The organism is Thermosynechococcus sp. PKX82 (assembly GCF_031583255.1).
GTDB lineage: Bacteria > Cyanobacteriota > Cyanobacteriia > Thermosynechococcales > Thermosynechococcaceae > Thermosynechococcus.
Window position 1 is genome coordinate 30,011 of the sequence record NZ_CP134169.1, and the last position, 25,895, is coordinate 55,905.

Consider the following 25,895-nt stretch of genomic DNA (forward strand, 5'->3'; position numbering starts at 1 on the left):
TCCCTCTTTGTATCGTTTTCGTAATTTGAGGCTCCCAAGGTATCTGAAATACTTATAGACATTGAACCCTATGGAGAAAATTAAGCAAACTCGATGACTGGCTCTATTCTCCGACTCGATGGCGCGGGGGCACAACCAACTCCCCTGTCCGATACCGATTCACCATGGCCGTTAGGGCTTGCTCCATCTCACGGCTAAAGCGTTGGGGATTCCACAGGGGGGCATAGCGTTTAGCTTGGCGCAGTTTCCAGCTGACCTGCTGCCGCAGCGCTGGCTCCGTCCCGAAACGAATTCCCCAATTCACATACTCCTCATCATTGAAGGCAATCCCCTCCTCAACGCCAACATTTTTCAGGAAAGTATAGGTATGGCGTGCCACAAACTGCTGGCCTACCTTTGTAACAATTGGCACCTCCAACCAGAGGGCTTCAAGACTCATTGCTCCCCCAGCATAGGGATAGGTATCCAGCACCACATCCACATCATAGAGATTGGCACGGTGGATCTCTGGCAGATTTGATGTCAAGAAATAGAGTTTGCTTAAATCAAATCCGGCAGCTTCCGCCACACTGCGGCACCACTCCTCAAAAATCGAGCTACTAGCGTGGTACTTGACAATGAGTACAGCATTTGGCACCGCTTCAACAATGGCAAATAGCAGCTTGAGCATTTCGGGTTGAATTTTACTGGCTCGCTGGGCACACAGAAAGATCACCGTATCGGCACTCAGCCCCAATTGATCGCGAATCCCAGTTTTGTTGGCCACCTCATAGCCATCAAGGGAGAGATAACAATCCGGCAGGCGCCACAGGGTTTCTGTGTACCATGCCTGCGCTCCCTCGGAAAGAATATACGGGTCAACAATAAAGTAATCTACTGTTGGCAAGCCAATGGCATCAAAGCCCACCCATGTCGCTTGTACAGGTGCTGGCTTGAGGGTGAGAACTTGATAGGTAAGGTCACTGGTGCAGCTATCTAAGTCAATGAGAAGATCAATTTTATCGTCATAAATCTGCTGAGCAATCTCATTGACTTTTGTGTCACAACTGCGAAAGTAATCGAAACTAGCTTGAAACCAGCGAGAAAGTTGGTCTTCCTTACTGGTACGAAACCATGGATTATAACCATAAAATTCAAACTGCTGGCGATCGTACAACCGAATAAAGGCACGAACCTGATGACCCGCAGGATGCTCGTGAAAACAATTGCCAATAAATCCAACCTTAATTTTCTCAGTAGATGAACTCTCTATGGAAGAATGTAAAGATCGTTGATGATTAGCATAGTAATTATTGACGGGTAGAAAGTACTGAGCATTTTCATAAAAGACTTTATTACGCCTGTTATAGATTGGTTTAATTTTAGAAGGTTCATCAAATTGATGTGTCAGATGAAAGTAAGAAGAGATAGCATAAAAGATGCTGCCAAAGTCAATTTGTTGACTGCTGATATTCTCTGCAAGAAATTGATTACAGCGATCGGCGTTCTCAAACCATCTCTTCCACAGATTTGCAACTTCTTCGGAATAATTGAGATCATACTTAAACGTTTGTAGCACGTGCAGTTTAGAAGTGGGGCTGACATCCTCCCCCAAAAGTGTCAGTGGATAATCAAAGAGCTTATTTGCACAGTAAAGTGCCAACTCATGTAACTTGCTCTTAGCACAAATACGAGAAAGAAACTCGTACAATCCCCATTTTTCCTCAGCAATTTTTAGATAAACCTCAGCTAGGGAAGGAGCTAGGTTAGCAGGATGATTGTTGAGCATTTCAAACACTACCTTCTCAAGCGCAGGTTGCAGTGATGGATATTGGCCTAGCGCTTTGATAAACTCAGGCAACCCCTCTAGCTCACTGTTGTCACCCACTAAGTGCTGCACTGTATTAACAACATCATCAGGGTTAATTTCCTCTAAGCCTTCATTTGGTGGCAATAAAGCAGTGAGTTGATGTAACAAGTGAGTAATTTCTTCTGTGCCGAATCGTAATTGAAGTGAGAGGTTAATTAATTTCAGCCCTATCTTGAGGTTAGGGGTAAATTCGTAGGCGTAGCTTGTGAGAGCAAATTGCAATTCTAAGGTGTTGCAGGGTAAATTTGCAAGCTCCAATAAGATGGGTGCCCATGTTGCCGTAATTTCTACTTGCTCTTCTTCAGTAAAGTCACTGAGATACGCTGACCACAGCAGCTGTGCCTCTGTCTCCTTGCCCTGAAAAATGTACGTGGCGCCTTGATAGGCAACCCAGTAGTGCTCTGCAGGAAACTGCTCGCTCAATGTCTCGCAGGCAGCTAGTACATCCTCATATCGTCCCTGTTCAAGATAATAGCGAAGTCGCTGCTGCCAGTTGCCCAACATTACCACAGACTCTGTCAACACCTGTTCTAGAAATGCTTCCCATTCGCGGGCACGAACTGACCATGTGCAGTGGCGATTGATGTAGTCCACTTGAGCACGGAGATGGGCATCGAGGGCGGCATGGGCTTGAGGGTCTTTAAACCGTTGAATCACCTGATCAAGCACGCAGCCATAGGCAACCAGATAGTCCTCGTGGGGAAGAGGGATGAGGTCAGCAAAGCCCGCTGTTGTTTCAGGGAGTGCCCCCAGTTCACTAGTAATGACGTAGCAACCACTGGCCATAGCCTCCATTGCGGCAATGCAGGAGGTTTCAGCAAAGGTATTCGTATAAGCCCAAATGGCAGTGGATTTAAGGGCTTGAGCTAGTTCTGGTTGGGGGAGTGAGCCAATATAATTGACATTGGCCAAGTCATGGCAGCGTTGGTAAAGGTTCCCATACCGCTGTTGATCCTCAGCCTCGCTGGCTTGATAAACCTTCATGCTGGAATAAACATTGAGACGTACTGCGGGATGGCTCGCCTGCAGCGAAGGCATGAGATCAAGAAGTAGATGCAAACCGCGAAAGGGGGTACTCGTATAGGCCAGCGTCAAGGGTTGCGCCTTTGCCTTAAGGATAGATTCTGTAGGATCAAAAAGGTTTTCAAAACAAGGGGCAATGGCATTACGCAGGACAGCGGTTTTCTCAACAGGAATCTTGAATACTTCAATATATTGCTCTTGCTGCCATTGACTAATTAAGATAATCCGTTGATAGACCTCTTGATGTTCAGGGGATTGCAAAGATTCAACGGCAGGTTGATCGGCAGCGTGTTGTGTCCATAGTAATAGGGGAGTCTGGGGTGGCAACACTAAACGAAGCTGGTCAGCCGCAGCGGTACTATTTAAAATAATGGCCACATCAGGTTGCAGTTGCTCAAGGAATGGCAGCGTCAGCCAAGCTAGGGGCAGATGGGGAACCTGCCGAATACATTCAATATGCCGCGTGTTATTGAAGAGCCAGACCTCGTGCCCTCGCTGTTGCAATTGCTCCGCCAGATAACACAACGCCGACTGTGACCCCCCTAAGGGAGCTTCATAGGGTGTGTTGAGTGTGTACTGCCAACCAATCCGATCAATAAAGAGAATGCGCATAGGAGCAGAGGGTAACTGACCAGACTAATTTTCTCTTAAGGTAATAGTTTTTGGTGAAAAAAGCCAAGAATACCTCGTTTTAGCTCTAATTTGGTTTGACTGAGTAAAGCCAACTTTGACTTAAAACTTAACTTAAGACTAATATAGCTATTCCAATCAAGAATGAGACATTATCCAGCACAATACTTGCGAATTATCTCATCCATAGAACAGTTTGACCCCGCATACATCCGCGCTTGCTTCAGCGCACTAAAGTCATGCTCAATCACATTCAAAATAAAATCTAGATATAAATAAAAGGCCAAGAATACAGAATTCTTGGCACTTCAGGTTTTATCAGTAAAACTCTGCAAAAAAACTTAGGCAGTCCTACTGCATTGACCTAAGAAGAAGGAGCAGGGCAGTTAGGAGCATTATTATTGGCGCCTGTCACAATTGTAGAGGTCGTGATACCGTTGTTCACCGTCACACAACCTGTGACCCCTGTCCCTTGGTCGTCAATAGAGGTCGTTTTGGCGATAGCACTTGCCCCAGCATTAACCGTAATTCCAGGCGTCTCGTATCCATCAGGTGTCGAGACCCCTAGCTTCAGGGTTGTGACATCAGGTGCAAAATTTGTGTTTTCCAAACGATAGGCCTGTTGGGCACGGTTGATGGCACCGATCGTGTTCTTGGCGCTAGAGAGACGAGCTTTAGCCGCCTGGTTGAGCATGGAGGGCAGGGCAATGGCGGCCAAGATACCGATGATGATCACCACCACCAGCAGTTCAATCAGGGTGAAGCCTTCGTTGGCTTTTTTCTTGGCCAGCAGGTGCTGGAGGAATTTCGCTTTCAGTTCGGTTTTCATATTTTTGAGACTCCTTAAGTCAAGAGATATTCGCCTCTAGGCATAACATACCCACCCCCTGCAGCAAAATTAACACCCCTGCTAAAAAGTTTCCGATTTTTTCCCCGCTACTACTGGAGTGCCCTCGGTAGGCGTCATTCCCAATCTGCTAAATTTGCGGTAGCTGGCTCGCGTGGTATCTTCGCCTCATGTGCAGTAGGCTAGTCTATAGTTATCAAGCCTGATCAGTCTCTTTATGAATAACCGTGGCAATGGCTTTGGCTGGGGATTTCTTGCAGGTGCCCTTTTTGGGGGCATTGCGGGTTCCCTTGTCACGCTTTTAGTCAAGGACAGACTGCGGCAAGCAGCTACGGGTGAATCTAGGCGACTGCGGGGGGATAAAGCCACTCCTCTCAACAGCAGTGATGACAACTTAATGGAGTCGATGCGCCTAGAGCTAGAGGCCAAAATTGCCCAAATTAATGAAGCGGTGGATGACCTGCAAAACCGCCTCAGCAACGACGATCAGCCTTGAGCGGTAGGTAGAGTACGGCTGCTAAAACAAATAAAAGACTTGAGACGTAGGGATATTGCCTCAAGCCCAATCAAGGATTTACCGAAGGTTTCACGAAAATAGGGGACTAGTAGGCTAGACCCATGCTGCGGGTGGTTTCGGCACCCAGATAGACACGAATGCTCAAAAAGTCCGTCGGACAGGCCGTTTCGCAGCGTTTGCAGCCAACGCAATCTTCTGTGCGGGGGGAAGAGGCAATTTGACCCGCTTTGCAACCATCCCAAGGCACCATTTCCAGCACATCGGTGGGGCAGGCCCGCACACACTGGGTGCAGCCAATGCAGGTATCGTAGATTTTGACAGTGTGAGCCATGTGGTAACCGCTCCTAAAACGATCAGGATGACAGGTGGATGCCCTGCCGCCAACTCAGGAAGCCCCTAAGCTACGACAATAAGGGCAGTCTGGAGATAAATACCGAGATTTAGGATACCGCAGTGGTTGATTGCTGGGTGGGGTGGATGAGCAAACTTCAAAGAATGTAACTTTTTTGTAAAGTCTGGTAAATTTACCTACTGTGGGGTCAATCTTAGTCATTTAATCCGTGGCGCTTGCCTAGGTTGCGGAACTTGAAAGGGTTCTAGGGATTCCAAGTACAGTGTAGTCGGATGCGTTGTGTGTGGTGGTCAATGTCTTGGAAGTGGTTGCCCCTTGCTGTGTGTAGTGCAGGCCTACTGCTGGTGCCTGTGCCTTCACCTCATTCCTTGGCTCAAACTTCCCCGCGCACAGATGCGATCGCTCCGTGGGAGATCATGAACTATGCCCGCGTGGTTCTGGAAATTGAACCCATTCGTCAAAAATACTATCGTCAAGCTCAGGTGGCTTTCCAAGGTCAAGTGCCCCGCAACTCTTGCTTTGGCATGAATCCCCAAAATATCCCCAGTGGCTTGGAGACCATCTGTGCTAATTATGTGCGTGAGGCGATGCAGGTGCTGAGGAAATATAATATGTCTTTAGAGCAATTCAATGCGATTACACTGCGAGCACAGCAGGACAGCGCCTTGAGTCAGCGTATTCAGGCCGAGATGGTGCGATTGCAGCGACCTTGAACCCATGAAACCCACTCAACCAACTCTAAGTATTATTACTGCGACCTATAATGCTGAGGAACACCTGCCACGGTTGATTGCGTCGTTGATTGCTCAAACCGATCCAGACTTTGAGTGGGTCGTTGCCGATGGTGGTTCTACAGATCGCACTTTAGAGCTAATAGAAGCAGCAACAGCTAAACTCAAGGCAGTTGTTGTCGACTCGCGACCTGACTTTGGGATCTATGATGCCCTCAACCGTGCTATTCGCCTAGCCTCAGGAGACTATTATCTGGTGATAGGTGCAGATGACGAGCTCTTTCCTGAGGCAGTTGCCCAATACAAGATCGCTTGCGAGGAAACAGGGGCGGATTTTGTTACTGCTAACTATTACGTAGGAGAGCGTGACATAGCGTCTGTTTCGCAGCCAGCATGGGAATGGCGGAGGGGAATGCATGCTCACGTAACTGGTCATGCTGTTGGCTTGGCAATTCGACGCACATTACACCAAAGGGTTGGTCAATACTCCCGCCATTTTCCTCTCCTAGCGGATCAGCTTTTTGTTATGCAAGCAATTCGTGCAGGCGCAAGGGTTGCTAGGAGAGATTTTATTGCTGGGCGTTTCCATCCCCATGGAACCAGTGGTAGCGATCTTTTGGGATTGATTGTTGAGCTGTATCGGATTCAAGTTCGTTTAGGACACTCCCTCCTTGTCCAAACCTTGCTACTCTTTTATCGGATTATCAGATGTTGGCCCCGCATTCAACAACAGAGATCAAAATTTCTGTTGTAATTCCTTTGTATAACAAAGCTAGGCATATTGCTCATACGCTGAGGAGCGTTTTGCAGCAAGCCAGCCCAGCAGCTGAGATTCTTGTGGTTGATGATGGGTCAACTGATGCTGGAGCTGAAATTGTTCGCGGCTTTTTGGATCAGGGTGTGCGTTTGATTCAACAGCCAAACCAAGGGGTGAGCGCCGCCCGTAATCGCGGATTACAGGAAGCCAGTTATCCCTACGTCGCATTTTTGGATGCTGATGATGAGTGGCTGCCTGAGCACTTGAGTACTCTTCAAACATTAATTACTGAGTTTCCGCAAGCCGCTTTGTGGAGTACATTTTGTTTAATTCGGCAACATGGGAACTACTATTTGCCACCAAGCGGGTTGCCATATGGCTGGCGAGGCATGGTGGAGCGGTTCTTTGAAGCCCATGCCCAAGGACTAAGCATTGTTAATTCCTCAACTGCTTGTGTTTGCAAGGAGGCGCTACTTTCTGTTGGGGGCTTCCCCGTGGGTGTCAAACTAAATGAGGACTACATCGCTTGGTGGCACTTGGGGTACCAATACCCTGTGGCTCATGCAGCAATAGTTACTGTTATCTATAACCAAGATGCAGAGAATCGCTGCAGTAAACTCCCTCAAGCTGCACTCCCTGCTTCATTACCTTTTTTAGTAGAGTTGTTACACTCTCAGCAAACTCCTTACCACCACCGCCGAGGGATTAAGGCCTGTTTTCGCCGAATTGCCATAGCCACATTGATAAACACCAAAATTAATGCAGAGACATTGGATACGAAAACTCTTCTTCGCCTCACATGGCGCAGTGGGTGCTATGAGTTGCTCCTAATCCTTGTTGTCCTTTATTTGTGCCCCAGAAGTTTTCTTGGGTTCCTTAAGCATAAACGCCATCGGCGACAGCGACAGCAGGCTAAGGATCTGTTAGGCTGAGATAGCATTAAATAAATAACCAACCCCCACAATTCCTAAGGTAGTTAAACTAATAAAAATACCTAATAATTTTGGTTTTAAAACCTTTCGCAAAATGATCATCTCTGGCAAAGAAAGAGCAGTCACTGCCATGGTAAAAGATAAGACTGTACCGATAGGCATTCCCTTAGAAAATAGAGCTGAGGCAATGGGTAAAACCCCTGCAATATTAGTGTAAAGGGGTACTCCAATTAAAACAGCAACTAAGACAGCAAAGGGGTTATCTTTTCCTATCCATTCACTAATAATTTGAGCAGGCATATAACCGTGGATTCCAGCACCAATACCAATCCCAATTATCACATAAATCCAAACTGATTTAAGAATTTCACTCGATTGAAACCAACCAACTTTGAATCTATTTTCCCAGCTTATCTGAGAGGATCTTGTTAGTTCAATATCCTCATCTTGAGATTGTTTATGCTGTTTATCTTTTAATTTCCAAATAAAAGGTTCTACCCATTTTTCTAGCTTCAACAAACCAATAACATAACCGATAATAACAGCTAATGTAATCCCAAAAAAGATGTAAAATAAAGTTATTTTTAGACCAAATAAAGCGAATAATAAAAATACAGCAACTGCATCCACCATCGGAGCGGAAATAAGGTAGGAGAAGGTAATACCTAAAGGTATGCCAGCTTTAACAAAACCGATGAATAAAGGCACGGCAGAACAAGAACAAAATGGTGTTACTGCTCCTAAACTTGCTGCTAAAATATGCCCGCTTAATTTGCGTTTTCCTTCTAAATAAACTCTAACTTTTTCAGGTTCTAAGAAAGTTTGCAGTGTTCCAACTACAAAGCTAATTACAGCTAATAAGGTTAATATTTTTGGCACATCGTAAAAGAAGAAGTGCAAACTTTTGCCTAGGTGTGAATCTAGGGATAAGCCAAATAACTTCGTAACTATTTGAGCAGATAACCAATCAAAGGGGTAAAACAAATCCAGCATGTCTTTTTCCAGTTAAGTTTGTAGCGAGCACTTAGGCTTTTTTCAAATTGAGAAAACCTCAAGCAATTGAAACGCTACCAATAGCAATACTCTACGGAATGTTATTTTAAGAAGGATGCAATTTCTTCAGGCGTTAAGACTTTTCCTTTGCTGACCACCTTGCCATTAATGGCCAAAGCAGGTGTTGACATTACTCCTCGGTTGGCTATTTCTAGGCTATCGGTTACGTGAGTAATTTCGGCCGCCAAGTTGAGATTTTTAACAGCAGTTTGAGTATTCACTTCTAGTTGTTGACATTTTTTGCAATTTGTGCCTAAAATTTCTATTTTTAATGTCATAATCTTTCCCTCTACTTTTAGGCGACATGCACCTAGGTCTGAGCGCTTTTCGTGTTTTATCCTGAGGCGATGCTTAACTCCGCTTGCACAAGTGTAGCACCCCTTCAGCTTTCCTGCTAAGGCTTGCTAGTGGTAAAGGGCGGAGTTCCCCGCCCATTCAGCTAAAAATTGCGAGCCTTAGCTACAGCCACAGCCTGTATGGCCACAGCCACCGCTTTCTTTGCAGGTGCCGTTGGCACAGGCTTCGGAGCAGTAGGGTTTGCCTTCAACCATGATGGCCTCGCTGAGGGAGACAATGCAGAGACAGTGGGGGCAAGCGCATTTCATTTGGGTAACGGTTGTCATGGCTTTTTCTCCAAATGGGTGACACAAGGGAGGTATGCTTCACCTCTCCTTTAATATATCTGAACAGTTGTTCAAACGTCAATTAGTTAGCACCTGATCAACGCCTATGATGGAAGTATGAATACTAGAATTTTTGCTCCTTCTCATCCTCATCATCCAGAGGCTTTGGCACGGGCGAGCGATCGCCTGCTCTCTACAGAAAAAGCCCAACGGATGGCGCAATTTTTTGGCCTGCTAGCCGATGCCAACCGACTGCGGATTGTAGCCTTGCTCGCCCAAGGGGAGTTTTGTGTTGGCGATATTGCCGTGGCACTGGAAATGAGCGAGTCTGCCGTCTCCCACCAATTGCGGATGCTTAAGGCCATGCGACTGGTCAAGTTTCGTCGCCAAGGGCGGCATATCTTTTATCAATTGCTAGATCACCATGTCCTCGCTCTTTATGAGGCGGTCGCAGAACACTTAGATGAAGACGCATCAGACACTTCAGGGAGTGGGAACGGGGCAAGATGAGGGTGAGGCAATTCCTGAACCAGCGGGGGCAGCTTCTAAAATTTGGGTTGTGGTTAGTGTTGTAAACGTAGCATAGGTGCAGCCCGTAAATGCTTTCAATTCTGAACGCTCAGGGGTGGCTTGGAATTCAGCATAGTTACTATTCGCAGCGGTGATTGCGTAATCATAGTCGGGCGTATCACTAAAGCCGATTTGTAAACTTGCGATGTCAGTGGTGAATGTGGGATTGGCCAAACGGTAGGCCTGTTGCGCACGGTTGACCGCACCAACGTTTGTTTTGGCTTGGGATTCGCGGGCTTTGGTGGCTTGATTTAACATGGAGGGCAGGGCGATCGCGGCCAAAATCGCAATAATAATAACGACGACGAGCAGTTCAATCAGGGTAAAGCCTTTCGAGAGGATGAGCGATCGGTAGAACCAAGGCAAATTAAGACGGTAAGGAGACATAGGGCGGCTCTCAGGTTAGACTCGTCTTCACTCTCAAGTGTTCCCACAGATCTCCGTAAAATTACAGGCAGCTCCCCTATAGCCCCAGTAGTTTTTTCTTGGCCGCTTGGAACTCCGCTTCTGAGAGTAGCCCCTGCTGGTACATCGCCATGAGTTGTTGCAGTTGCTCTAAGCCAGAGGAACTCGCCGAAGCACTGGTTTCAGGTGTTGGTTCGGGTTGGGATGGAGGTGGTTCAGGAGCAGGGGACGTTGGTGTGGGGCTAGGGGCTGGTGTGCCTTGAGCCAATTGATAGGTTTGGATCACCTCTTGGAGAATGGCGGCTTCTCGCTTATATTCAAGGCTGTCGCGTCCCCCAGCTTTGTGGAGTTCTTCCTCGCGTCGCTTCAAGTAGTTCAGTAGATGCTCATAGAGGGTTTGCTTTTGTTCTGGGGTTTCTGCGGCTGTAAGGATAGCGGTCACTTGGCGCTGAATTTCCTCTAAGTCGGGACGGCAGGCCAACACCTCTAGGACTTGGGTTACTTCCTCCCAGTTGGCGGCAATATCCACATCTTCAAGACCAACGGCAGTATGGCGGGTGTAGCGGATGGTGGCTTCGCGGGTGGCGCGGTTTTCTGCTTGTTTAAGGACATCAAGGGCGCGAGCAATCACCACCAGTTTTAGAATTTGGGGGTTTTCTGGAAAGACATCCCAGAAGGGGGGATCCTTTTGCAGATGTACGGGGATGGGCAAATCGCGGTTTTCTCCCCGCAGGCGGGCGCGTTTGGCGGTAATCATTTGGCCTCGCCAATCTTGGTAGGACTGCCGCAGTTCGGGCATGCCCTCAATACAGCGTAGGGAAAAGCCCCCCATCTCTTGGACAAAGACAATGCGGTGGCGTTCGCGATCGCCCAAGGGCTTAATGTCATCACTGGTAATGCTCTGGCCATTCGGTTTGACGAGGTTCTTGAGCAGGGGAATCAGTTTTTTGGCAGCCAAATCGGTAGTATTTTCACCGCCGACAATGGCGATATTGGTATTCACTGAAGGAGTAAAGCCAGCATCACGACCACTCATGACCGCTTGGGAGAGCAATAGCAGTGGCTTTGATTTCTGATAGGCCATGCGCAGGACACTGAGGATTTCCCCTTCATCATTGCGATAAACCTGCAACAGGCGATCGCAGGCAGTGAGATCCCGCACAAGGCGGCTCTCTTCTGGGGCATTTTGCACGGTGCGCCGTACGGTTTCTTGGATAATCTCCCGCAGGTCACTTTCTTGGACATCCGCTAGTTGTGCCAAATCCAAGAGACGCATCACCTCATTGGCGGCGCGGGTTTCCTTCCAGAGGGGACTGGCCTCCTGCAACACCGTTGCTGCCGTTGTGGTACAGAGTTGGTTCAGACCAATGGCAAATGTGGACTGCACCCCGGTATTGGCACCCGCATAGCGTTCCACCAAGTCTTGATAGAGGCCATTGAGTTCTTGGCGATCGTAGAGCTTCACCCCATTGATTCGCAGGGCATCGGCACTATCCGCTTGACTATCGGCCATCGCCTTGAAACCATCCCGTAAATTGAGGAGCCGCTGGTTGAGCTTGGCAAGACGTGCCTCCATCCCTTGCAGCCATTCCTCCAGTTTGCCCATCACCTCCTTGGCCAGAATGCGGGCTTTGGCTTGAATGATGGCATTGAAACTGCCCTCAATCCCCTCTAGAGCCTGCTGGCAAAATTCCTCCATTTTGGCTTGCTTGGAGATGCCAAAGAGAGTGCTAAAGTGCTGGATGTCCTGCAGGGCATTTTCGTATTGTCGCTGACGGTTGGTGATATTGGGTTGCCAAGTATGCTGAATTTCGCGGTCGTACTTTTCTGCTTGGCTCATAAAAATTTGGCGAATTTGCTGCAGAAAGGCGTTGGCAAACTTGGGTCCGCGATTGCGATCTTCAACAATGCGGTAGAACTCCTCCTCAAGACTTTGGCGAGCCTGCTGAATAATTTGATTGCGGTTGTCGTACATGCGCTGCAAAAAGTCACCGTGGAGACGCTCATCGGGGCTAAGTTCGCGCAAGTGGGCAGCACGGTAATTGTCCACCTGTTCACTCAGCCAAGGCACAAATTGCAAAATTTTGCCTCTTTCCGCACCAATCATGCCCCCTACCCCCTGTTGGGTACATTCAAGGCGGTTTTCACGGCTAATTTGATTGCGTAGATCGTTAACCCAGCGGGAAATTTCCTGCATGTAGGGGCGATCGCCCGCTGCTGCTAAGGCCAGTACCAAATCCACATCCAGCAAGTTCATGGGTTTCAGGAGACTCTGGGTCACCTCTAAAAGCTGGGGTGGCAATTGCACCGATTCGTTCAGCCACCAGTGAATAAAGTCTTGGCAAAGGCGATAGGTCAAGGAGGCGCGAATTTGGGCAATGGGAATTTCGACACTGGAGAGGCCAAAGGCCATAAAGCTCTTGGGATAGCCTCGCCCCCCGGCATCCTGAGAGGCCCAAGCCGCCTTAATGTTGTCGCGAATCGAGCGTTTGTGGGGGGCAAAGTCAGAAGTGAGATCCAAAAAGATATTTTGGGCAATCATCTCGCGGATCTCATCGAGCTTGAATTCATTCTCGCCATTTTTGGTGCCCACGAGGTAGGTAAAGTCAAAGGGAGGACAGTTGTAGCGCACTTCGTCGCTGAGGCTGCTACTAAATTGCGCCACGTACTCGGTGCGGTAGTCGGCAAAGTAACTGAGTTCCATGAGGGCGGCATAGCCATTGGCCAGCACGCGATCGCCGACACTAATGGCTGCAAAGGCATTGGGCATGGGCACAATTCCCGTGATCAGAGGACTCGACTGCCCCTTGAGCCAATGGCGCACACAATAGCCCAAGTCAATGAGCATACCGCTACCGGTGCCCCCAGAGAGGGAGCCCGTAATAAAGACATTTAAGCTGCTGTTGTTGACCTTGACCCCATAGCGGCTTTGCATATAACTTTCGTGGCCTTTAACGCGATCGCTGGCCGCTTGGAACTTTTGTTGAATCGCATGGTAGTTGCAAAAGAAGGCAAACCGACCACAGGCACGGATTTGACCCGCCCCGGCCTCTAGGGCGGTAATGTTGCGCTCCAGTTCCTTGGGAAACCAAGAGGCAATCCACGGGTAGTTGTCGAGGTTTTGAATGATTTGCTGCACGTTTTTGCCACTGACACTGGCCCAGTGCTTTTCGTTGTCCTTGAGGGGAGAGCCAGCGGCGAGGGGGTTACTCACTTTGTAGTCGCGATCGGTGTCAATGGCAAGGAAGCTAATCACGGGAAACTGTTTCAGACTGCCGTAGGTTTCTTCCACCAGTCGCCGCACCCGCGATAGCACCTCAATGCCTGTACCTCCCACGCCAACAATTACTGTCGGAACAATGGACTTTTCCTCCACCTGTGCAGGCATGATTCCCGTCTCCGTGACCAGTCATCCCCATCCTAGCAAGGATGTCCGCCAAGTCTGGAGTGGCCTGTCCATGAATACCATCCCTCAGGAGAGCAGAGAACCGTGGTAGTAGGAGACTCATTGACTGGGAACTGGTACGAATCCTCTCACGGCAGTACCCTGTGGATTTCGGGGCTGGTTCATTCCCTGATCGGCAGCAGGGAGCAGCCGCAGTTGCCAAAATTTGAGGCGCCTTCACGATAGATTGAAAGATGTTTGCGCCCTGAGTATCGTCATGACAGCTTCTTCTCCGGTTTCGACAACAACTGCCCCTTCCCTAACACCGGTGGCGGTACCCCGCCGGGATCTGACTGTGCCGCTGTGGTTAGCGCTGGCGATCGCTGCCGTTGCTACGGTGATCCTTTACATTTTCTTTTTGCCCCTTCAGGGCACCTACCTTGGCCAACTGCTCCTCAATCGTGGCTGGACGCAACCCGTGGCTGTCTTTTTTGCGTGGACAGTTTTGGTGTTTACGATTTTGAAGGCGATCGCCCTCTTTCAACAAGCACCCAGCCTGCGGCAAATCTGGATTCCCGCCAACTACCCCTTCACCTCAATGCGGGATATTTTGCAATTACAGCAAACCCTTGCCCAACGGCGGACACTGCTGCCCAATCGCTGTGCCCGTGTTTTAGGCGCGTTTCTCAGTAGTGGCCAGCGAGAGATTGCCGTTGAAGCCGCCGCAGAAGAGAGTGGCAGTGCCGCAGCCGCCACTGATGCCTCCTATACGATTCCCCGTGTTCTCGTCTGGGCGATTCCCCTGCTGGGCTTTATTGGCACCGTGGTTGGGATTAGCCAAGCGGTCAGTGGCTTTTCCAGCTTTTTGGAGACGGCTCAGGACGTGAACCAAATCAAGGAGGGGATTGGCGGTGTGACGACGGGGCTAGCAGTGGCCTTTGATACGACCCTCGTGGCCTTGGTGCTGAGTGTGCTGGTGATGATTCCGATGGTGATCGTTGAACGCTGGGAGAATAAGCTGCTGCTGCAAATTGACACCTACATTAACGATCAACTGCTGCCCCGCCTCCCCGTTACGAATACGTCCGCAGGGGTGGATCGCGACACCCTCCAAGACATGATTCAGGAAACGATTCGCACGGAGCTGCCCACGGAGGAACGGCTGCAACAACTCTTGGACAACTTAAATCAACTGGCTCGTGCCGTGGTCAGGGATCGGCAGCAATTTGTGGCCACACTGGAGGAGCGCCAGCAACAGTCCATTGAGCAGTTTGAGCGCCTCGTGACCCAGATTCAGCACAGCCAAGGGGAACTACTGGCGCACGTCAATCAGGAACAGACCGCCATTGCCCAAGAACTGCGGCAACAAAGTCAGTACATTGCTCAACTCTTGGCCGAGAGCGATCGCACCCTGCAACAGCGGTTACAACTGTTAGAAACCCTCAACCAAGCCCTGCAAGCCCTCGCCGATACGGGTAATCTGCAACTGCTGCTCGATCGCCTCAACCACACGCTGGGGAATTTGCAACCGGTACTACGGCAACTGGCGCAACCTCGACGGGTGACGCTGGTGGAGCAGCCCAGTTCCTTGGAGGGGGGCAATCCCTAGACTGCGAGGAACCGCTGAATCCCGTCTTGGCTGAGATCACCGGTGGGGTCAGAGGCCACAATGCCCCCCTTTTGTATCGCATAGCACCAGTCTGCCCCCCGCACAACGTGGAGGTGCTGCTCCACTAGAAGGACCGAAATGCCTCTTGGCTGAGATCTGCACCCATGGGGTAGAGCATTTTCTTCAGCACAGGAAAGAGTTCAAAATCTCCTTAACCCGGTGGCCATTGCATGGCTCGCCCGCCCAACAGGTGCAGGTGCAGATGATAGACGGTTTGACCGCCATCGGGGCCATTGTTAATGACAATCCGATAGCCATTGGTTAAACCCTCTGCCTCAGCAATGCGTTTGGCCGTCAGCAGCAGGTGCCCCAGCACACGGTGATCTTCCGGTTCTGCCAAGCTCAGTTGGGGAATCGGCTTTTTGGGGATGACCAGAATATGCACGGGGGCTTGGGGGTTGATATCACGAAAGGCCAAGCAAAGGTCATCCTCATGGACAATATCCGCTGGGATCTCGCGGCGAATGATGCGGCTAAAAATGGTTTCCGTGGTCATGGTTTCACTCCTCACAGAGGTCTAATGGTTTAGGGATCCACCCAGCGGCCATCGGCTTTGATTAATTCCACAAGGGCAGCCACCCCTTCAGATTCCGGCACCTTTTTCACTTCCTCACGACCGCGATAGAGCGAGATATAGCCAGGTTGTTTGCCCACATAGCCATAGTCGGCGTCGGCCATTTCCCCTGGCCCATTGACAATGCAGCCCATGACAGCAATATTCAGACCCGTGAGGTGTTTGGTGGCTTCGCGGACTTTGTGCAGGACTTCCTCAAGGTTAAAGAGGGTACGGCCACAGGAGGGACAGGCCACATACTCCACCATGGTGCGCCGCAGACCCAAGGCTTGCAAAATGCCGTAGCAGACGGGAATTTCTTTTTCGGGGGCTTCGGTGAGGGAGACACGAATCGTATCGCCAATACCTTCGGCAAGGAGGGTGGCAATGCCAGCAGTGGATTTGATGCGGCCATACTCGCCATCGCCGGCTTCAGTGACTCCCAAGTGGAGGGGGTAGTCCATGCCCAGTTCATCCATGCGCTTGACCATAAGGCGGTTGGCGGCAATCATCACGGGTACCCGTGAGGCTTTGAGGGAAATTTCAAGGTTGTAGAAATTCAAAGACTCGCAGATGCGGATAAATTCTAGAGCCGATTCCACCATGCCTTCTGGGGTGTCCCCATACGTAAAGAGCATCCGCTCAGCAAGAGAACCGTGATTGACGCCAATGCGCATGGATTTGCCCTGATCTCGCAGCGAGATTACCAGTGGCTCAAGGGTTTCGCGAATTTTGGCACCAATTTCCTCAAACTCGGCTTGGGTGTATTCAGTGCGATCGGGCTTGGGTTTCTCAAAGACGTATAGCCCCGGATTGATGCGTACATTGTCCACATACTTGGCAACTTCGAGGGCAATTTTCATGCCGTTGTGGTGAACATCGGCAACCAAGGGCACAGGTTTGTAGGTTTGGTAGAGGCGATCGCGAATCTCTTCCATGGCTTTAGCATGGGCAAGGCTAGGCACTGTCACCCGCACAATTTCACAGCCAATTTCATGGAGACGACGAATGGCGGCTACTGAGCCTTCAATATCTAGCGTGTCTTCATTGATCATCGATTGCACCGCCACAGGATGACCGCCCCCAATGATGACAGAGCCAACGGGCACAGGACGGGTTTTGCGACGGACAATGGCGGTTTCTGTCGGAGTAGCTTGAACAGGACTCGGCAGCGTTTGCATAGGATGTAAGTGGCCAAATTGCGCAACTTCTCCCTTTCAGGATGCCATAGAAGCGGCAAGCTGCGGCAGGCGATCGCCTCCCAAGAGATTTGCTATAATTTTCTCGGAACCTAAAAAATACTCAAATGTCCCCTTCATTGTTAGCGGCAGCCTTTAACAACCCTAACGCTGTTTCTAGCACCCGAACTGCTGTCGCCGGAGGTAAGTGACGCAATTTGCCAAGAATCTCAGTCACCAGTTGTTCTTCTTCGCGGTTGGTGACATCCGTTTGGTCGAGGTAGGCGATAAAACTTTCTAAATCCTCAAAGCCAAAAACACGACATAACTTTAATAGATTTTCAGTATTTGGAAATGAAGCCATATTTTCCCATTTTTGCAAGCAGGTATAGGAGATTCCCAGCTCGGCGGCAAAGGCACGTTGACTGCGTATCCCCCGTTTTTGGCGTAGCAGCCTAGAGAGTTGTTTTCGAGAGAGTGGACTAACCATGCGGAACCTAAATAGACCCTTGGAAAGGGCACTGCGTCTTTCAATAACTTTACATGTCAACCTCACCAATGAATACTCCCACTATCTTGTCAAAAGTTGTCGCTTGACAACCTTATTGCCCGCAATTAACATTGAATTGCTTGGCACAGATTTATAACAGCACTATGCATCCTGAGGACATTAAGGCAGAATTGCGGAAACGGGGCTGGAATGGCGCTAAAATTGGCCAAAAGCTAGGGGTTTCGCGTCATTGTGTATCGGCAGTGATTCGTGGCCGCTCCCGCTCGGCAATGATTGAGAAAGAAATAGCAACGATTCTTGAAAAGCCCCTTTACGTTGTTTTCCCCGACTACTACAGTTGTCGATCGCCCTCGGATTAACTTTTCGCTCTAATTATCTATTTTTTAGTATAGCCTAACAATTATAAAAATTTTACTTTGACAACTAACCTTTAATTTTTTGGTGTGTTCCTGAAATATTTCTTATTAGTACAACCATTCCTTTGATAGGCTCAAACGAAACAAATGAGGGGGACACTTGCTGAATATATTTGCCTTTTCCCTGAGCCGATCGCGATCGTGAACAGTAGCGGTGAAATTCTAGCAATCAACGATGGTGCCTCGCTCTTTTGGCAACAGGATGCAGAAGCCTTAATTGGTAAATCCCTCGCAGCGCTGCTGCAACAATCGCCGGAGCAGGTACAGGCATGGTTAAAGCTCTGTCAAAGCAATGCCCAGATGTTGGCTGCCCATTTTCCGATTCCCAACCCTGAGACGGATCAGTGGGTTATTGAAGGCATTGGCGTCAATCTGGATGATGAACCTGCGATTTTGACGCGGATTGTTCCTAGCTTTTGCCACAATCAGCAGTTACTCGCTGCCCAGTTGCAACAACTACAGGCCGAACTGGCTCGGCAAATTGCCCTTGTGACGGAATTGCAACAATGCCAACAAGCCCTAGAGCAGGAAAAACAGCACCTCCAGATCCTTGCGGAACGGGATCCCTTAACGGGGTTAGGCAATCGTCGCTTTTTTGACACAGCATTGAATCAGCTCTGGCAGCAGGCTCAAGACCAAGGCCATACTTTGACGCTGGCTATCATTGATATTGATGACTTCAAGGCCTATAACGACTGCTGTGGTCACTTAGCGGGCGATCGCGCCCTGCAACAGGTGGCTCAAACCCTTAAGACCCATCTGCGCTCCAACGATATCATTGCTCGCTACGGCGGTGAGGAGTTTGCCCTTGTGCTCTCCCATGTTTCTGCTGATACGGCTCTACACATTGTTGAACGAATGCTCCATCATGTCCGAGAGATGAAAATCCCCCAAGGGGAGAGGGCACACCATCCCTACATAACAGTCAGTGCTGGCTTATGCTTTGTTCCTGCCAAGGCAAGTGAGGGCACCTTAACGGAGATTTTTGCCATTGCTGATGCCGCCCTTTATCAGGCCAAGCAACAGGGGCGCGATCGCTGTGTTCTGCTTGAGTGGTCACACAATGGGTCTTCATAATCTTGGGGCTTGTGATACTGGTTGGCGATCGCCCCCGCCTCCGCTAGGATAAACTTGAGTTGCGTTTCCGCCAATGGCTATGAATACTGCACCGAACTACTTTATTGCCAGCCAAATGACGATTGAGCCGCAGATTATTGTGGCGCAGAAATTCAAAGATACCTTGGGGGAAGACGTTTCTAAGGCGTGGGCAAACTTTGTCGATTCTGGCCAACTGTGGGCACTGATTATTGGTCTGGCCATTGGCTGGATCTTTGGCAAGCTCCTGAATTTTTAGCCCTGAGAATCGCCCGTGACTGCCCAACCTCAGCCTTGGAGCCAGCGCTTTGAACAAGCCCTCCATCCGGCGATCGCCCGCTTTAATGCCAGTATTGGCTTTGACATTCGCCTCATTGAATACGACCTCAGCGGCTCCCAAGCCCATGCCCGCATGCTGGCAAAAACGGGGATTATTTCCCCTGAGGAAGCCGAAACGCTGATTCAAGGCCTAGAGCAAATTCGCCAAGAATACCGGGATGGCCAGTTTACCCCCGGTATTGATGCCGAGGATGTGCACTTTGCCGTCGAACGCCGCCTCACAGAATTGGTTGGGGATGTGGGTAAGAAACTGCATACGGCGCGATCGCGCAACGATCAGGTGGCCACCGATATTCGCCTCTATTTGCGAGCGGAAATTGATCAACTCCTTCAACAACTGCGACAGTGGCAGCGCACGCTTCTGGATCTTGCAGAGTCCCACATTGCAACCTTGATTCCTGGCTACACCCACTTGCAACGGGCACAACCCCTGAGCTTGGCGCACCATCTACTGGCCTACGTGGAAATGGCCGAGCGGGACAGCGAGCGACTGCGGCAAATTCGTGAGCGGGTGAATGTCTCTCCCTTAGGAGCTGGGGCACTGGCGGGCACAACGTTTCCCATCGATCGCCACTACACAGCAGCATTGTTGGGTTTTCGCGAACCCTATCGTAATAGCCTCGATGCCGTCAGCGATCGCGATTTTGCCATTGAATTTCTCTGTGCCGCTAGCTTGATCATGGTGCATCTATCGCGGCTCTCGGAGGAGATTATTCTGTGGGCCTCTGAGGAATTTGCCTTTGTCAAGCTCACCGACACCTGTGCCACGGGTTCTAGCATCATGCCCCAAAAGAAAAATCCCGATGTGCCGGAGTTGGTGCGGGGCAAAACAGGACGGGTGTTTGGCCATTTGCAAGCCCTCTTGGTGATTATGAAGGGGCTGCCCTTGGCCTACAACAAAGACTTGCAAGAGGATAAAGAGGCGCTTTTTGATGCTGTGGATACCGTCCGTGCCTGCCTAGAGGCAATGACGATCTTGATGGCCGAGGGGGTGGTGTTTCAACCGCAACGCTTGGCGGCGGCTGTGGAGAGCGATTTTGCCAATGCCACCGATGTGGCGGATTACTTGGCCAGTAAGGGGGTGCCCTTCCGTGAGGCTTATAACTTGGTGGGGCAGGTGGTGAAAACCTGTCTTGCTGAAGGGAAATTCCTCAAAGACCTCACCCTTGAAGAATGGCAAGCCCTGCACCCCGCCTTTGCAGCGGATATTTACGAACGCATTGCACCGCGACAGGTGGTGGCTGCCCGCAATAGCTACGGGGGCACAGGGTTTGATCAGGTGCGCCAAGCCCTCGCAGCGGCTCGCGATCGCCTTAATGATTTTTAATGAAAAATGGTGTCATTTACCCTTAGCCTGAAAAATAGACTGTACTGACGGTCGCTTTTAGAAACAAAACGTTGCAAATTTTTAAGAAGGATCTCGTGATGACGACGTCTCTAGCGACGAAATTGCGTGAAGGCACCAAAAAAGCCCACACCATGGCCGAGAACGTTGGCTTTGTGCGCTGCTTCCTCAAAGGCACCGTGGAAAAAAGCTCCTACCGCAAACTCGTTGCCAGCCTCTATCACGTTTACAGTGCCATGGAGCAGGAAATGGAACAGCTCAAAGACCATCCCATTGTTGGCAAAATTTACTTTCCGGAGCTGAACCGCAAAAATAGCCTTGAGCGAGATCTGACCTACTACTTTGGTTCCAATTGGCGGGAAGAAATTACGCCCTCGCCAGCCACACAGGCCTATGTAGCCCGCATTCATGAAGTGGCCAATACCGCACCCGAACTGTTGGTGGCGCACTCCTACACCCGTTACCTTGGCGATCTTTCGGGCGGCCAAATCCTCAAGGGGATTGCTGAGCGGGCGATGAACCTACAAAATGGCGAAGGCACCGCCTTTTATCGCTTTGAGGCCATTAGTGACGAAAAAGCCTTCAAGCAACTCTATCGCCAACGCTTGGATGAATTGGCCGTAGATGAAGCAACAGCGGAGCGGATTGTGGATGAGGCCAATGCCGCCTTTGGCATGAATATGAAGATCTTCCAAGAACTGGAGGGCAACCTCATCAGAGCCATTGGCCAGTTGCTCTTTAATACGCTGACTCGTCGTAAACAGCGCGGCAGCACCGAATTGGCGACTGCTGAGTAGACTAGAGTGTAAACTGAAAGGCCTTGACGAGCATCCCCGGCACCGTAATACCTCCAAGGGAGCGGCGCTCATAGGTGTCGGTGTGGGCAATCCAAAGCGGGGTATCTGTCAAGGCTTCGAGGTTGTCTCCCCAAAACTCATAGAGACTGTCATCAAAGCGCAGGTCTGTAATGGGTGCAACGATTTTGCCCTGCTCTACCCAAAAGCAGGCGTAGCGGGTCATGCCGGTCATGCGGCCATTGGGGCGATCGCTCCAGTTGAGGTAGTGTAAATTGCCCACATAGAGACCCGTATCGAGGGCAGCCAGCACCTCCTGCTCTGGTAGCGTGCCCGGCCAGAGGAGGGGCGATCGCAGAGTTTCTTGGCGGTTGGCACCATTGGCCACAAGGTGGTATTCCTGAGCGGTGCGCCGACTAATGAGTAACGTTTGCAATTTGCCGCGATCAATCAATGCCAAGCAAGGGGGCGCAATATCGCCATCGGCATTAAAGCGGGGCACCGTTCCGGTGGTAAAGTCCTCCTGCAAACTAAAGAGGGGAGAGAGGGTTGCCCCTTCCCGTAATTTGGCGAGGGCACTGCCGCCTTGACGATAGGCCGCTTCACTCACAGCTCCCCAAGAGAGCATGCCCACCAGTTCAGCCACCGCTGCCGGGGCAAAGTAGGTGCGATAGCGTCCCGCTGCTAACTGACGGGGAGGCTGTTCCAATTGTGCTAACTGCTGGCGATCGCCCTCAATTTGAGCTTGATAGATGACAGTGTCCCAATGGGTACTGGCATAGCTATTTTTCACCGCCTTGCCCGCCGCTGTAAAGAGAGAATAATCCAAGCAAAACGTTTCCGTAGCAAACCAGTGCTCTTGCCCAGCGGAGTTAAAGCTCCCACGAGCGATCGTCCCCCCACTGTAAATGCCCACAAAATCAAGGCCTTGAACGGGTGTCAGAATTGTCTCTACCACTGAGTCAGGATCAGGTAAGCGGCCAAGGTAAGTGTCTTGAATCGAACCGGTATCCGTTGGTGGCACGAGGTAGGGATCCACAGGGAGTTGCACCGTTTCTGAACGCAATGCGGCCAAGTGCTCTAGGGCAGCCGCTAGATCCGCCGTTCCCGTATAGGGAAACGAGGTGCTTGCCGTCCGTTGCTGCGATTGCAACCGCAGGGTCACCACCGTATCTTCTACGGTGCCAATTTGCCGCACCCGCGCCCGATTGAAGCGAATAAACTGGCTGGATTCACTGGCAATTTCAACGAAAAGCGCCTCTGTCGGTTTCAGGGCAGCAAACAGCTCATGGCTCAGGTGCTGAGCAGCAGAAAAGTCAAGGGTCATGCGGCGCAGAGTTTTTGTGAAGATTCTCAAAGGTATTCCTTGGTATTCCTTAGGTTAGCGCATTCCCCCCCTGCATATTCTTCAAGCGTCTTGCATTGTGGCTCTGCCTAGGGCACGCTGAGACAAGAATCGCTTAATAGTTCCGCTGCATGTACTTGGTCACGGGTGCCACAGGACAATTGGGTTTGCGGGTGGTGCGCCGCTGTATCACGTTGGGGCTGCCGGTACGAGCCTTTGTGCGCCTGACGAGCCAATACGATCTCCTCAAGGAATGGGGTGCCGAGATTTTCATTGGCGATCTGCAACAGCCCCGCGATATTCAGGCTGCCATGGCGGGCGTGGAGGCGGTGATTTGCTGCCATGGTAGTCAGTTACTCAGCCGTGCTATTCAGGCGATTGATTACCGTGCCACGTTGGATGTGATTCAGGCGGCTCAGGAACAGGGGGTACGCCATATAACCTTGATTTCTCCTTTGGCGGTGACGGGCGATCGCCAGCAGTCCCCCTTTCTCAAGGCCAAGTACGAAGTCGAGCAGGTGCTCATCAGCAGTGGCCTCAACTATGCCATTTTCCGCTGCCCCACCCTTATGTCTAGTTTGCTGCCCCTTGCGGAGCGCTTTCAGCAGACGGGGGTTTACATTGTCCTTGGAGATCCCCAGCACCGCCTGCAACTGCTCAGTCCCGAGGATTTAGCCCGCTGTATTCTCGTGGCTAGTCAAGCCAGCCAACCGGCCATTTTTAGCTTGGCACATCCAGAGGTCTTAACCCGCCAAGAGATTGCCGATCGCCTTGGTCGCTTTTTCAATAAACGCCCCTTTGTCATGACGGTTCCCCTAGCCGTGATTGACGGCGCTCGTCAGTTTTTGGGAGTGATGAATCGGGATCTTGAGGCCAGCCTAGGAACGCTGCGAACCCTATTGGCCTATGAAAGTCTCTGCCCTGCCAGTGAAATTGAACGTGCCCAAACCTATTTTCAACTCTCCTTTGAGTCTTTAGAGACATTCTTGGATCGCTACTTCTAGCCGCGAATATCCCCACAGGGGCGATCGCGATAGGCCTGCCAATAGCGATTAAACGTGGCCCAGTCAAAACTACGCGGATCCATGCGCTCGCCAGAACGATCCACCGCCGCATGGGTGGTTACCCGTTGGAGATCAATGCCCGTTTGCGCCACCAGCCATGCCAAGGTACGGTACTGAGCATCGGTATAGCCCGCATGGGTAGAACCATTATGGCGACCTTCAGGAGGGGTTTCTAGGGAAAAGTGGAGGGCAAAATTGTTCACCGAAGGGGCAAGGCGGAGGTTGGTCTGCACCGTTTCCCTGCCAAAGACAGAGTTGCCCGCACCATAGGCACGCTTGGACCAAGGCACTAAGTGCAGCAGCCAACCCCTGAGGGTAATCAGTTCATGGTAGCTGGCTTGATCTTCATCGCGGGGATGCGGTGTTTGGAAAAAATCCAGCGTAGATTGGGCAGAGGCCACAGTTTCATGCAAAACAATCAGCGGTGCATTGTCCACCACTTGACCCCGAATATCGGTACGGTAGCGATCGCCAAAATTGGTGCGGTCGATGGGGACACTGTACCAAGGGGGCGTAAATAAACACTGTTGATGAACTTGGCGGACTTGAGCAAAAAGGCGTTCATAGGCGGCGCCATCACTGCGTTGTAGAGGCAGCAGGGTATTCTCTGGCAGCGGGGGTGAGGGCGATGAGTCCGTTGGCGGATCAAATTGGGGATCATCAATGGAGACCGCTTGACTCAAATCAAGGGGGCGATCGCCACTGGGGATAGAGCCAATCATCACACTCCACAGGGACAGCACAACCACGGTAGCGATCGCCAGCGAAATCATCAACCGCAGGCCTCGGAAACGACGCAGCATAGGCAGAACGGAACCAATTTGGCACAATACAATCAAACCCTAAGCCAAAAATTTGGGATCAGCAAGCGGATGATTATTGTTCTAAAAAGTGGCACTCCCGGTGAAGAGATTGAGCGGGTCAGCGCTGAGATGCGCACTTGGGGACTCACCCCCGAAAAAATTGTGGGCAAGCACAAAGTCGTTATTGGTCTTGTCGGCGAAACTGCGGAACTCGATCCCCTGCGAATTCAGGAAATTAGCCCTTGGATTGAGCATGTGCTGCGGGTTGAGCAGCCCTTCAAGCGAGCCAGCCGCGAGTATCGCCACGGCGAACCCAGTGAAGTAGTGGTGCCAACGCCCAACGGCGAAGTTATTTTCGGCGAAGGCCATGAGGTAGTGGTGGTGGCAGGGCCTTGCTCCGTTGAAAATGAAGCGATGATCCTTGAAACAGCGCAGCGGGTGAAAGCGGCGGGTGCCAAGTTTCTCCGCGGTGGCGCCTATAAACCCCGTACCTCCCCCTATGCCTTCCAAGGCCATGGTGAAAGTGCCCTTGATCTGTTGGCAGCAGCAAAAGAAAAAACGGGCTTGGGCATCATTACCGAAGTCATGGACGCAGCGGATCTAGACAAAATTGCTGAAGTGGCCGATGTGCTGCAAATTGGTGCCCGTAACATGCAAAACTTTTCGCTTCTCAAGCGGGTGGGTGCCCAACCCAAACCCGTGCTTTTGAAACGGGGGATGTCTGCCACCATCGAGGAATGGCTGATGGCTGCTGAGTACATTTTGGCGGCAGGGAACCCCAATGTGATTCTCTGTGAACGGGGCATTCGCACCTTTGACCGTGAATATACCCGCAATACCTTGGATTTAGCAGCGATTCCGGTGCTGCGCAAGCTCACCCATCTGCCGATTATGGTTGACCCCAGTCATGGCACTGGTTGGGCAGAATTTGTTCCGCCGATGGCCAAAGCCGCCGTGGCCGCGGGCGCCGATGCCCTGATGATTGAAGTGCACCCCAACCCAGCAAAAGCCCTCTCCGATGGTGCCCAATCCCTCACGCCCGCTCAGTTTGATGAGTTGATGCAAGCCCTGCAACGTCCCCTTGTGAGTCTCAGTCGATAGGCTGCCCA

26 protein-coding genes and 2 pseudogenes are annotated in these 25,895 nt (G+C 50.7%); 13 read left to right on the plus strand and 15 right to left on the minus strand.

Going from position 1 to position 25,895, the window contains the following annotated elements; all coding sequences use genetic code 11:
- Positions 1-103 precede the first annotated feature (103 nt).
- The 3 genes and pseudogenes from RHH53_RS00150 to RHH53_RS00160 all read right to left on the minus strand — a co-directional run bounded on the left by RHH53_RS00150 (position 104) and on the right by RHH53_RS00160 (position 4,331).
- The gene (locus RHH53_RS00150; RefSeq protein ID WP_310743896.1) at positions 104-3,484 is read right to left on the minus strand and encodes a glycosyltransferase; all 3,381 of its coding nucleotides are present in this window, start codon (positions 3,482-3,484) and stop codon (positions 104-106) included.
- A gap of 170 nt (positions 3,485-3,654) precedes the next feature.
- Positions 3,655-3,759, minus strand: a pseudogene (locus RHH53_RS00155) (IS630 family transposase); the annotation flags it as partial.
- A gap of 107 nt (positions 3,760-3,866) precedes the next feature.
- Entirely contained in the window at positions 3,867-4,331 is a 465-nt protein-coding gene (locus RHH53_RS00160; RefSeq protein ID WP_310743897.1) for a type IV pilin-like G/H family protein, read from the minus strand.
- 235 nt (positions 4,332-4,566) lie between these two features.
- On the opposite strand from RHH53_RS00160, the gene RHH53_RS00165 reads away from it, so the two are divergent.
- On the plus strand, positions 4,567-4,845 hold the full coding sequence (locus tag RHH53_RS00165; protein ID WP_310743898.1) for a hypothetical protein: 279 nt from the start codon (positions 4,567-4,569) through the stop codon (positions 4,843-4,845).
- A gap of 106 nt (positions 4,846-4,951) precedes the next feature.
- Here RHH53_RS00165 and psaC read toward each other — a convergent pair whose 3' ends face one another.
- Complete coding sequence (gene psaC, locus RHH53_RS00170; protein WP_011056855.1) at positions 4,952-5,197, minus strand: photosystem I iron-sulfur center protein PsaC; 246 nt, start codon at positions 5,195-5,197, stop codon at positions 4,952-4,954.
- 314 nt (positions 5,198-5,511) lie between these two features.
- Between psaC and RHH53_RS00175 the strand changes: the two genes are divergently transcribed.
- The 3 genes from RHH53_RS00175 to RHH53_RS00185 are packed head-to-tail and all read left to right on the plus strand — an operon-like array spanning position 5,512 to position 7,638.
- On the plus strand, positions 5,512-5,931 hold the full coding sequence (locus RHH53_RS00175) for a DUF4168 domain-containing protein (RefSeq protein WP_206200556.1): 420 nt from the start codon (positions 5,512-5,514) through the stop codon (positions 5,929-5,931).
- 4 nt (positions 5,932-5,935) lie between these two features.
- On the plus strand, positions 5,936-6,703 hold the full coding sequence (locus RHH53_RS00180; RefSeq protein WP_310743899.1) for a glycosyltransferase: 768 nt from the start codon (positions 5,936-5,938) through the stop codon (positions 6,701-6,703).
- On the plus strand, positions 6,658-7,638 hold the full coding sequence (locus tag RHH53_RS00185) for a glycosyltransferase family A protein (protein ID WP_310743900.1): 981 nt from the start codon (positions 6,658-6,660) through the stop codon (positions 7,636-7,638). Before RHH53_RS00180 ends, RHH53_RS00185 begins: the two co-directional genes overlap by 46 nt.
- Here RHH53_RS00185 and RHH53_RS00190 read toward each other — a convergent pair.
- The 3 genes from RHH53_RS00190 to RHH53_RS00200 form a co-directional block, all read right to left on the minus strand.
- Positions 7,630-8,631 carry a permease gene (locus tag RHH53_RS00190; RefSeq protein ID WP_310743901.1) on the minus strand — a complete coding sequence of 334 codons (1,002 nt, stop codon included), beginning with the start codon at positions 8,629-8,631 and terminating at the stop codon, positions 7,630-7,632. The genes RHH53_RS00185 and RHH53_RS00190 overlap by 9 nt on opposite strands.
- A gap of 101 nt (positions 8,632-8,732) precedes the next feature.
- On the minus strand, positions 8,733-8,972 hold the full coding sequence (locus RHH53_RS00195) for a thioredoxin family protein (RefSeq protein ID WP_190278283.1): 240 nt from the start codon (positions 8,970-8,972) through the stop codon (positions 8,733-8,735).
- Between the two features lie 174 nt (positions 8,973-9,146).
- Complete coding sequence (locus RHH53_RS00200) at positions 9,147-9,314, minus strand: metallothionein (protein ID WP_206200560.1); 168 nt, start codon at positions 9,312-9,314, stop codon at positions 9,147-9,149.
- Positions 9,315-9,431: 117 nt separating this feature from the next.
- On the opposite strand from RHH53_RS00200, the gene RHH53_RS00205 reads away from it, so the two are divergent.
- Positions 9,432-9,824 (plus strand): metalloregulator ArsR/SmtB family transcription factor, encoded by a 393-nt coding sequence (locus RHH53_RS00205; RefSeq protein WP_310453062.1) that lies wholly within the window; start codon positions 9,432-9,434, stop codon positions 9,822-9,824.
- On the opposite strand, the gene RHH53_RS00210 is transcribed toward RHH53_RS00205, so the two are convergent.
- Together RHH53_RS00210 and RHH53_RS00215 are read right to left on the minus strand one after the other, a co-directional pair.
- Entirely contained in the window at positions 9,798-10,271 is a 474-nt protein-coding gene (locus RHH53_RS00210) for a type IV pilin-like G/H family protein (RefSeq protein WP_302678533.1), read from the minus strand. The genes RHH53_RS00205 and RHH53_RS00210 overlap by 27 nt on opposite strands.
- A gap of 76 nt (positions 10,272-10,347) precedes the next feature.
- Complete coding sequence (locus RHH53_RS00215; RefSeq protein WP_310743902.1) at positions 10,348-13,677, minus strand: tubulin-like doman-containing protein; 3,330 nt, start codon at positions 13,675-13,677, stop codon at positions 10,348-10,350.
- A 274-nt stretch (positions 13,678-13,951) separates the two neighbouring features.
- On the opposite strand from RHH53_RS00215, the gene RHH53_RS00220 reads away from it, so the two are divergent.
- A complete protein-coding gene (locus RHH53_RS00220) occupies positions 13,952-15,283 on the plus strand; it encodes a MotA/TolQ/ExbB proton channel family protein (RefSeq protein ID WP_310743903.1) in 1,332 nt (443 codons plus the stop codon).
- On the opposite strand, the pseudogene RHH53_RS13130 reads toward RHH53_RS00220, so the two are convergent.
- The 4 genes and pseudogenes from RHH53_RS13130 to RHH53_RS00240 form a co-directional block, all read right to left on the minus strand.
- A pseudogene (locus RHH53_RS13130) lies at positions 15,280-15,426 on the minus strand (ABC transporter ATP-binding protein); the annotation flags it as partial. The gene RHH53_RS00220 and the pseudogene RHH53_RS13130 overlap by 4 nt on opposite strands.
- A 68-nt stretch (positions 15,427-15,494) precedes the next feature.
- Positions 15,495-15,839: a histidine triad nucleotide-binding protein gene (locus RHH53_RS00230; RefSeq protein ID WP_181496625.1), complete on the minus strand. Its 345-nt coding sequence runs from the start codon at positions 15,837-15,839 to the stop codon at positions 15,495-15,497.
- Positions 15,840-15,868: 29 nt separating this feature from the next.
- Entirely contained in the window at positions 15,869-17,077 is a 1,209-nt protein-coding gene (gene ispG / locus RHH53_RS00235) for a (E)-4-hydroxy-3-methylbut-2-enyl-diphosphate synthase (protein ID WP_206200565.1), read from the minus strand.
- A 121-nt stretch (positions 17,078-17,198) separates the two neighbouring features.
- Positions 17,199-17,564 carry a helix-turn-helix transcriptional regulator gene (locus tag RHH53_RS00240; protein WP_310743904.1) on the minus strand — a complete coding sequence of 122 codons (366 nt, stop codon included), beginning with the start codon at positions 17,562-17,564 and terminating at the stop codon, positions 17,199-17,201.
- Positions 17,565-17,704: 140 nt separating this feature from the next.
- Here RHH53_RS00240 and RHH53_RS00245 point away from each other — a divergent pair, with 140 nt between their 5' ends.
- The 5 genes from RHH53_RS00245 to RHH53_RS00265 all read left to right on the plus strand — a co-directional run bounded on the left by RHH53_RS00245 (position 17,705) and on the right by RHH53_RS00265 (position 21,577).
- A complete protein-coding gene (locus RHH53_RS00245; protein WP_310437789.1) occupies positions 17,705-17,944 on the plus strand; it encodes a helix-turn-helix domain-containing protein in 240 nt (79 codons plus the stop codon).
- A 144-nt stretch (positions 17,945-18,088) separates the two neighbouring features.
- Positions 18,089-19,078, plus strand: a complete 990-nt coding sequence (locus tag RHH53_RS00250) for a GGDEF domain-containing protein (protein ID WP_302678537.1) — start codon at positions 18,089-18,091, stop codon at positions 19,076-19,078.
- Between the two features lie 79 nt (positions 19,079-19,157).
- Positions 19,158-19,355, plus strand: a complete 198-nt coding sequence (locus RHH53_RS00255) for a hypothetical protein (protein WP_225901602.1) — start codon at positions 19,158-19,160, stop codon at positions 19,353-19,355.
- A 15-nt stretch (positions 19,356-19,370) separates the two neighbouring features.
- Complete coding sequence (argH, locus tag RHH53_RS00260; RefSeq protein WP_302678538.1) at positions 19,371-20,762, plus strand: argininosuccinate lyase; 1,392 nt, start codon at positions 19,371-19,373, stop codon at positions 20,760-20,762.
- 98 nt (positions 20,763-20,860) lie between these two features.
- Positions 20,861-21,577 (plus strand): heme oxygenase (biliverdin-producing), encoded by a 717-nt coding sequence (locus RHH53_RS00265; protein ID WP_310743905.1) that lies wholly within the window; start codon positions 20,861-20,863, stop codon positions 21,575-21,577.
- A 1-nt stretch (position 21,578) separates the two neighbouring features.
- On the opposite strand, the gene RHH53_RS00270 is transcribed toward RHH53_RS00265, so the two are convergent.
- Positions 21,579-22,901 (minus strand): TldD/PmbA family protein, encoded by a 1,323-nt coding sequence (locus tag RHH53_RS00270; RefSeq protein WP_399385556.1) that lies wholly within the window; start codon positions 22,899-22,901, stop codon positions 21,579-21,581.
- 149 nt (positions 22,902-23,050) lie between these two features.
- Between RHH53_RS00270 and RHH53_RS00275 the strand changes: the two genes are divergently transcribed.
- The gene (locus RHH53_RS00275) at positions 23,051-23,923 is read left to right on the plus strand and encodes an SDR family oxidoreductase (RefSeq protein WP_302676930.1); all 873 of its coding nucleotides are present in this window, start codon (positions 23,051-23,053) and stop codon (positions 23,921-23,923) included.
- On the opposite strand, the gene RHH53_RS00280 is transcribed toward RHH53_RS00275, so the two are convergent.
- A complete protein-coding gene (locus tag RHH53_RS00280; RefSeq protein ID WP_310437792.1) occupies positions 23,920-24,786 on the minus strand; it encodes a peptidoglycan recognition family protein in 867 nt (288 codons plus the stop codon). The two genes, RHH53_RS00275 and RHH53_RS00280, sit on opposite strands and share 4 nt — an antisense overlap.
- Before the next feature lie 69 nt (positions 24,787-24,855).
- On the opposite strand from RHH53_RS00280, the gene aroF reads away from it, so the two are divergent.
- On the plus strand, positions 24,856-25,887 hold the full coding sequence (gene aroF, locus RHH53_RS00285; protein ID WP_310743907.1) for a 3-deoxy-7-phosphoheptulonate synthase: 1,032 nt from the start codon (positions 24,856-24,858) through the stop codon (positions 25,885-25,887).
- Positions 25,888-25,895: the final 8 nt, after the last annotated feature.

Excerpts from the sequence above, each read along its gene's own strand:
- RHH53_RS00185 (WP_310743900.1), top strand. The coding sequence starts at position 6,658 with ATGTTGGCCCCGCATTCAACAACAGAGATCAAAATTTCTGTTGTAATT.
- RHH53_RS00200 (WP_206200560.1), bottom strand. The coding sequence starts at position 9,314 with ATGACAACCGTTACCCAAATGAAATGCGCTTGCCCCCACTGTCTCTGC.
- RHH53_RS00160 (WP_310743897.1), bottom strand. The coding sequence starts at position 4,331 with ATGAAAACCGAACTGAAAGCGAAATTCCTCCAGCACCTGCTGGCCAAG.
- RHH53_RS00210 (WP_302678533.1), bottom strand. The coding sequence starts at position 10,271 with ATGTCTCCTTACCGTCTTAATTTGCCTTGGTTCTACCGATCGCTCATC.
- RHH53_RS00180 (WP_310743899.1), top strand. The coding sequence starts at position 5,936 with ATGAAACCCACTCAACCAACTCTAAGTATTATTACTGCGACCTATAAT.
- RHH53_RS00275 (WP_302676930.1), top strand. The coding sequence starts at position 23,051 with ATGTACTTGGTCACGGGTGCCACAGGACAATTGGGTTTGCGGGTGGTG.
- aroF (WP_310743907.1), top strand. The coding sequence starts at position 24,856 with ATGATTATTGTTCTAAAAAGTGGCACTCCCGGTGAAGAGATTGAGCGG.
- RHH53_RS00250 (WP_302678537.1), top strand. The coding sequence starts at position 18,089 with ATGAGGGGGACACTTGCTGAATATATTTGCCTTTTCCCTGAGCCGATC.
- RHH53_RS00190 (WP_310743901.1), bottom strand. The coding sequence starts at position 8,631 with ATGCTGGATTTGTTTTACCCCTTTGATTGGTTATCTGCTCAAATAGTT.
- RHH53_RS00220 (WP_310743903.1), top strand. The coding sequence starts at position 13,952 with ATGACAGCTTCTTCTCCGGTTTCGACAACAACTGCCCCTTCCCTAACA.
- RHH53_RS00280 (WP_310437792.1), bottom strand. The coding sequence starts at position 24,786 with ATGCTGCGTCGTTTCCGAGGCCTGCGGTTGATGATTTCGCTGGCGATC.
- RHH53_RS00230 (WP_181496625.1), bottom strand. The coding sequence starts at position 15,839 with ATGACCACGGAAACCATTTTTAGCCGCATCATTCGCCGCGAGATCCCA.
- RHH53_RS00240 (WP_310743904.1), bottom strand. The coding sequence starts at position 17,564 with ATGGTTAGTCCACTCTCTCGAAAACAACTCTCTAGGCTGCTACGCCAA.
- psaC (WP_011056855.1), bottom strand. The coding sequence starts at position 5,197 with ATGGCTCACACTGTCAAAATCTACGATACCTGCATTGGCTGCACCCAG.
- RHH53_RS00255 (WP_225901602.1), top strand. The coding sequence starts at position 19,158 with ATGAATACTGCACCGAACTACTTTATTGCCAGCCAAATGACGATTGAG.
- ispG (WP_206200565.1), bottom strand. The coding sequence starts at position 17,077 with ATGCAAACGCTGCCGAGTCCTGTTCAAGCTACTCCGACAGAAACCGCC.
- RHH53_RS00215 (WP_310743902.1), bottom strand. The coding sequence starts at position 13,677 with ATGCCTGCACAGGTGGAGGAAAAGTCCATTGTTCCGACAGTAATTGTT.
- RHH53_RS00175 (WP_206200556.1), top strand. The coding sequence starts at position 5,512 with ATGTCTTGGAAGTGGTTGCCCCTTGCTGTGTGTAGTGCAGGCCTACTG.
- RHH53_RS00270 (WP_399385556.1), bottom strand. The coding sequence starts at position 22,901 with ATGACCCTTGACTTTTCTGCTGCTCAGCACCTGAGCCATGAGCTGTTT.
- RHH53_RS00205 (WP_310453062.1), top strand. The coding sequence starts at position 9,432 with ATGAATACTAGAATTTTTGCTCCTTCTCATCCTCATCATCCAGAGGCT.
- RHH53_RS00165 (WP_310743898.1), top strand. The coding sequence starts at position 4,567 with ATGAATAACCGTGGCAATGGCTTTGGCTGGGGATTTCTTGCAGGTGCC.
- RHH53_RS00265 (WP_310743905.1), top strand. The coding sequence starts at position 20,861 with ATGACGACGTCTCTAGCGACGAAATTGCGTGAAGGCACCAAAAAAGCC.
- RHH53_RS00150 (WP_310743896.1), bottom strand. The coding sequence starts at position 3,484 with ATGCGCATTCTCTTTATTGATCGGATTGGTTGGCAGTACACACTCAAC.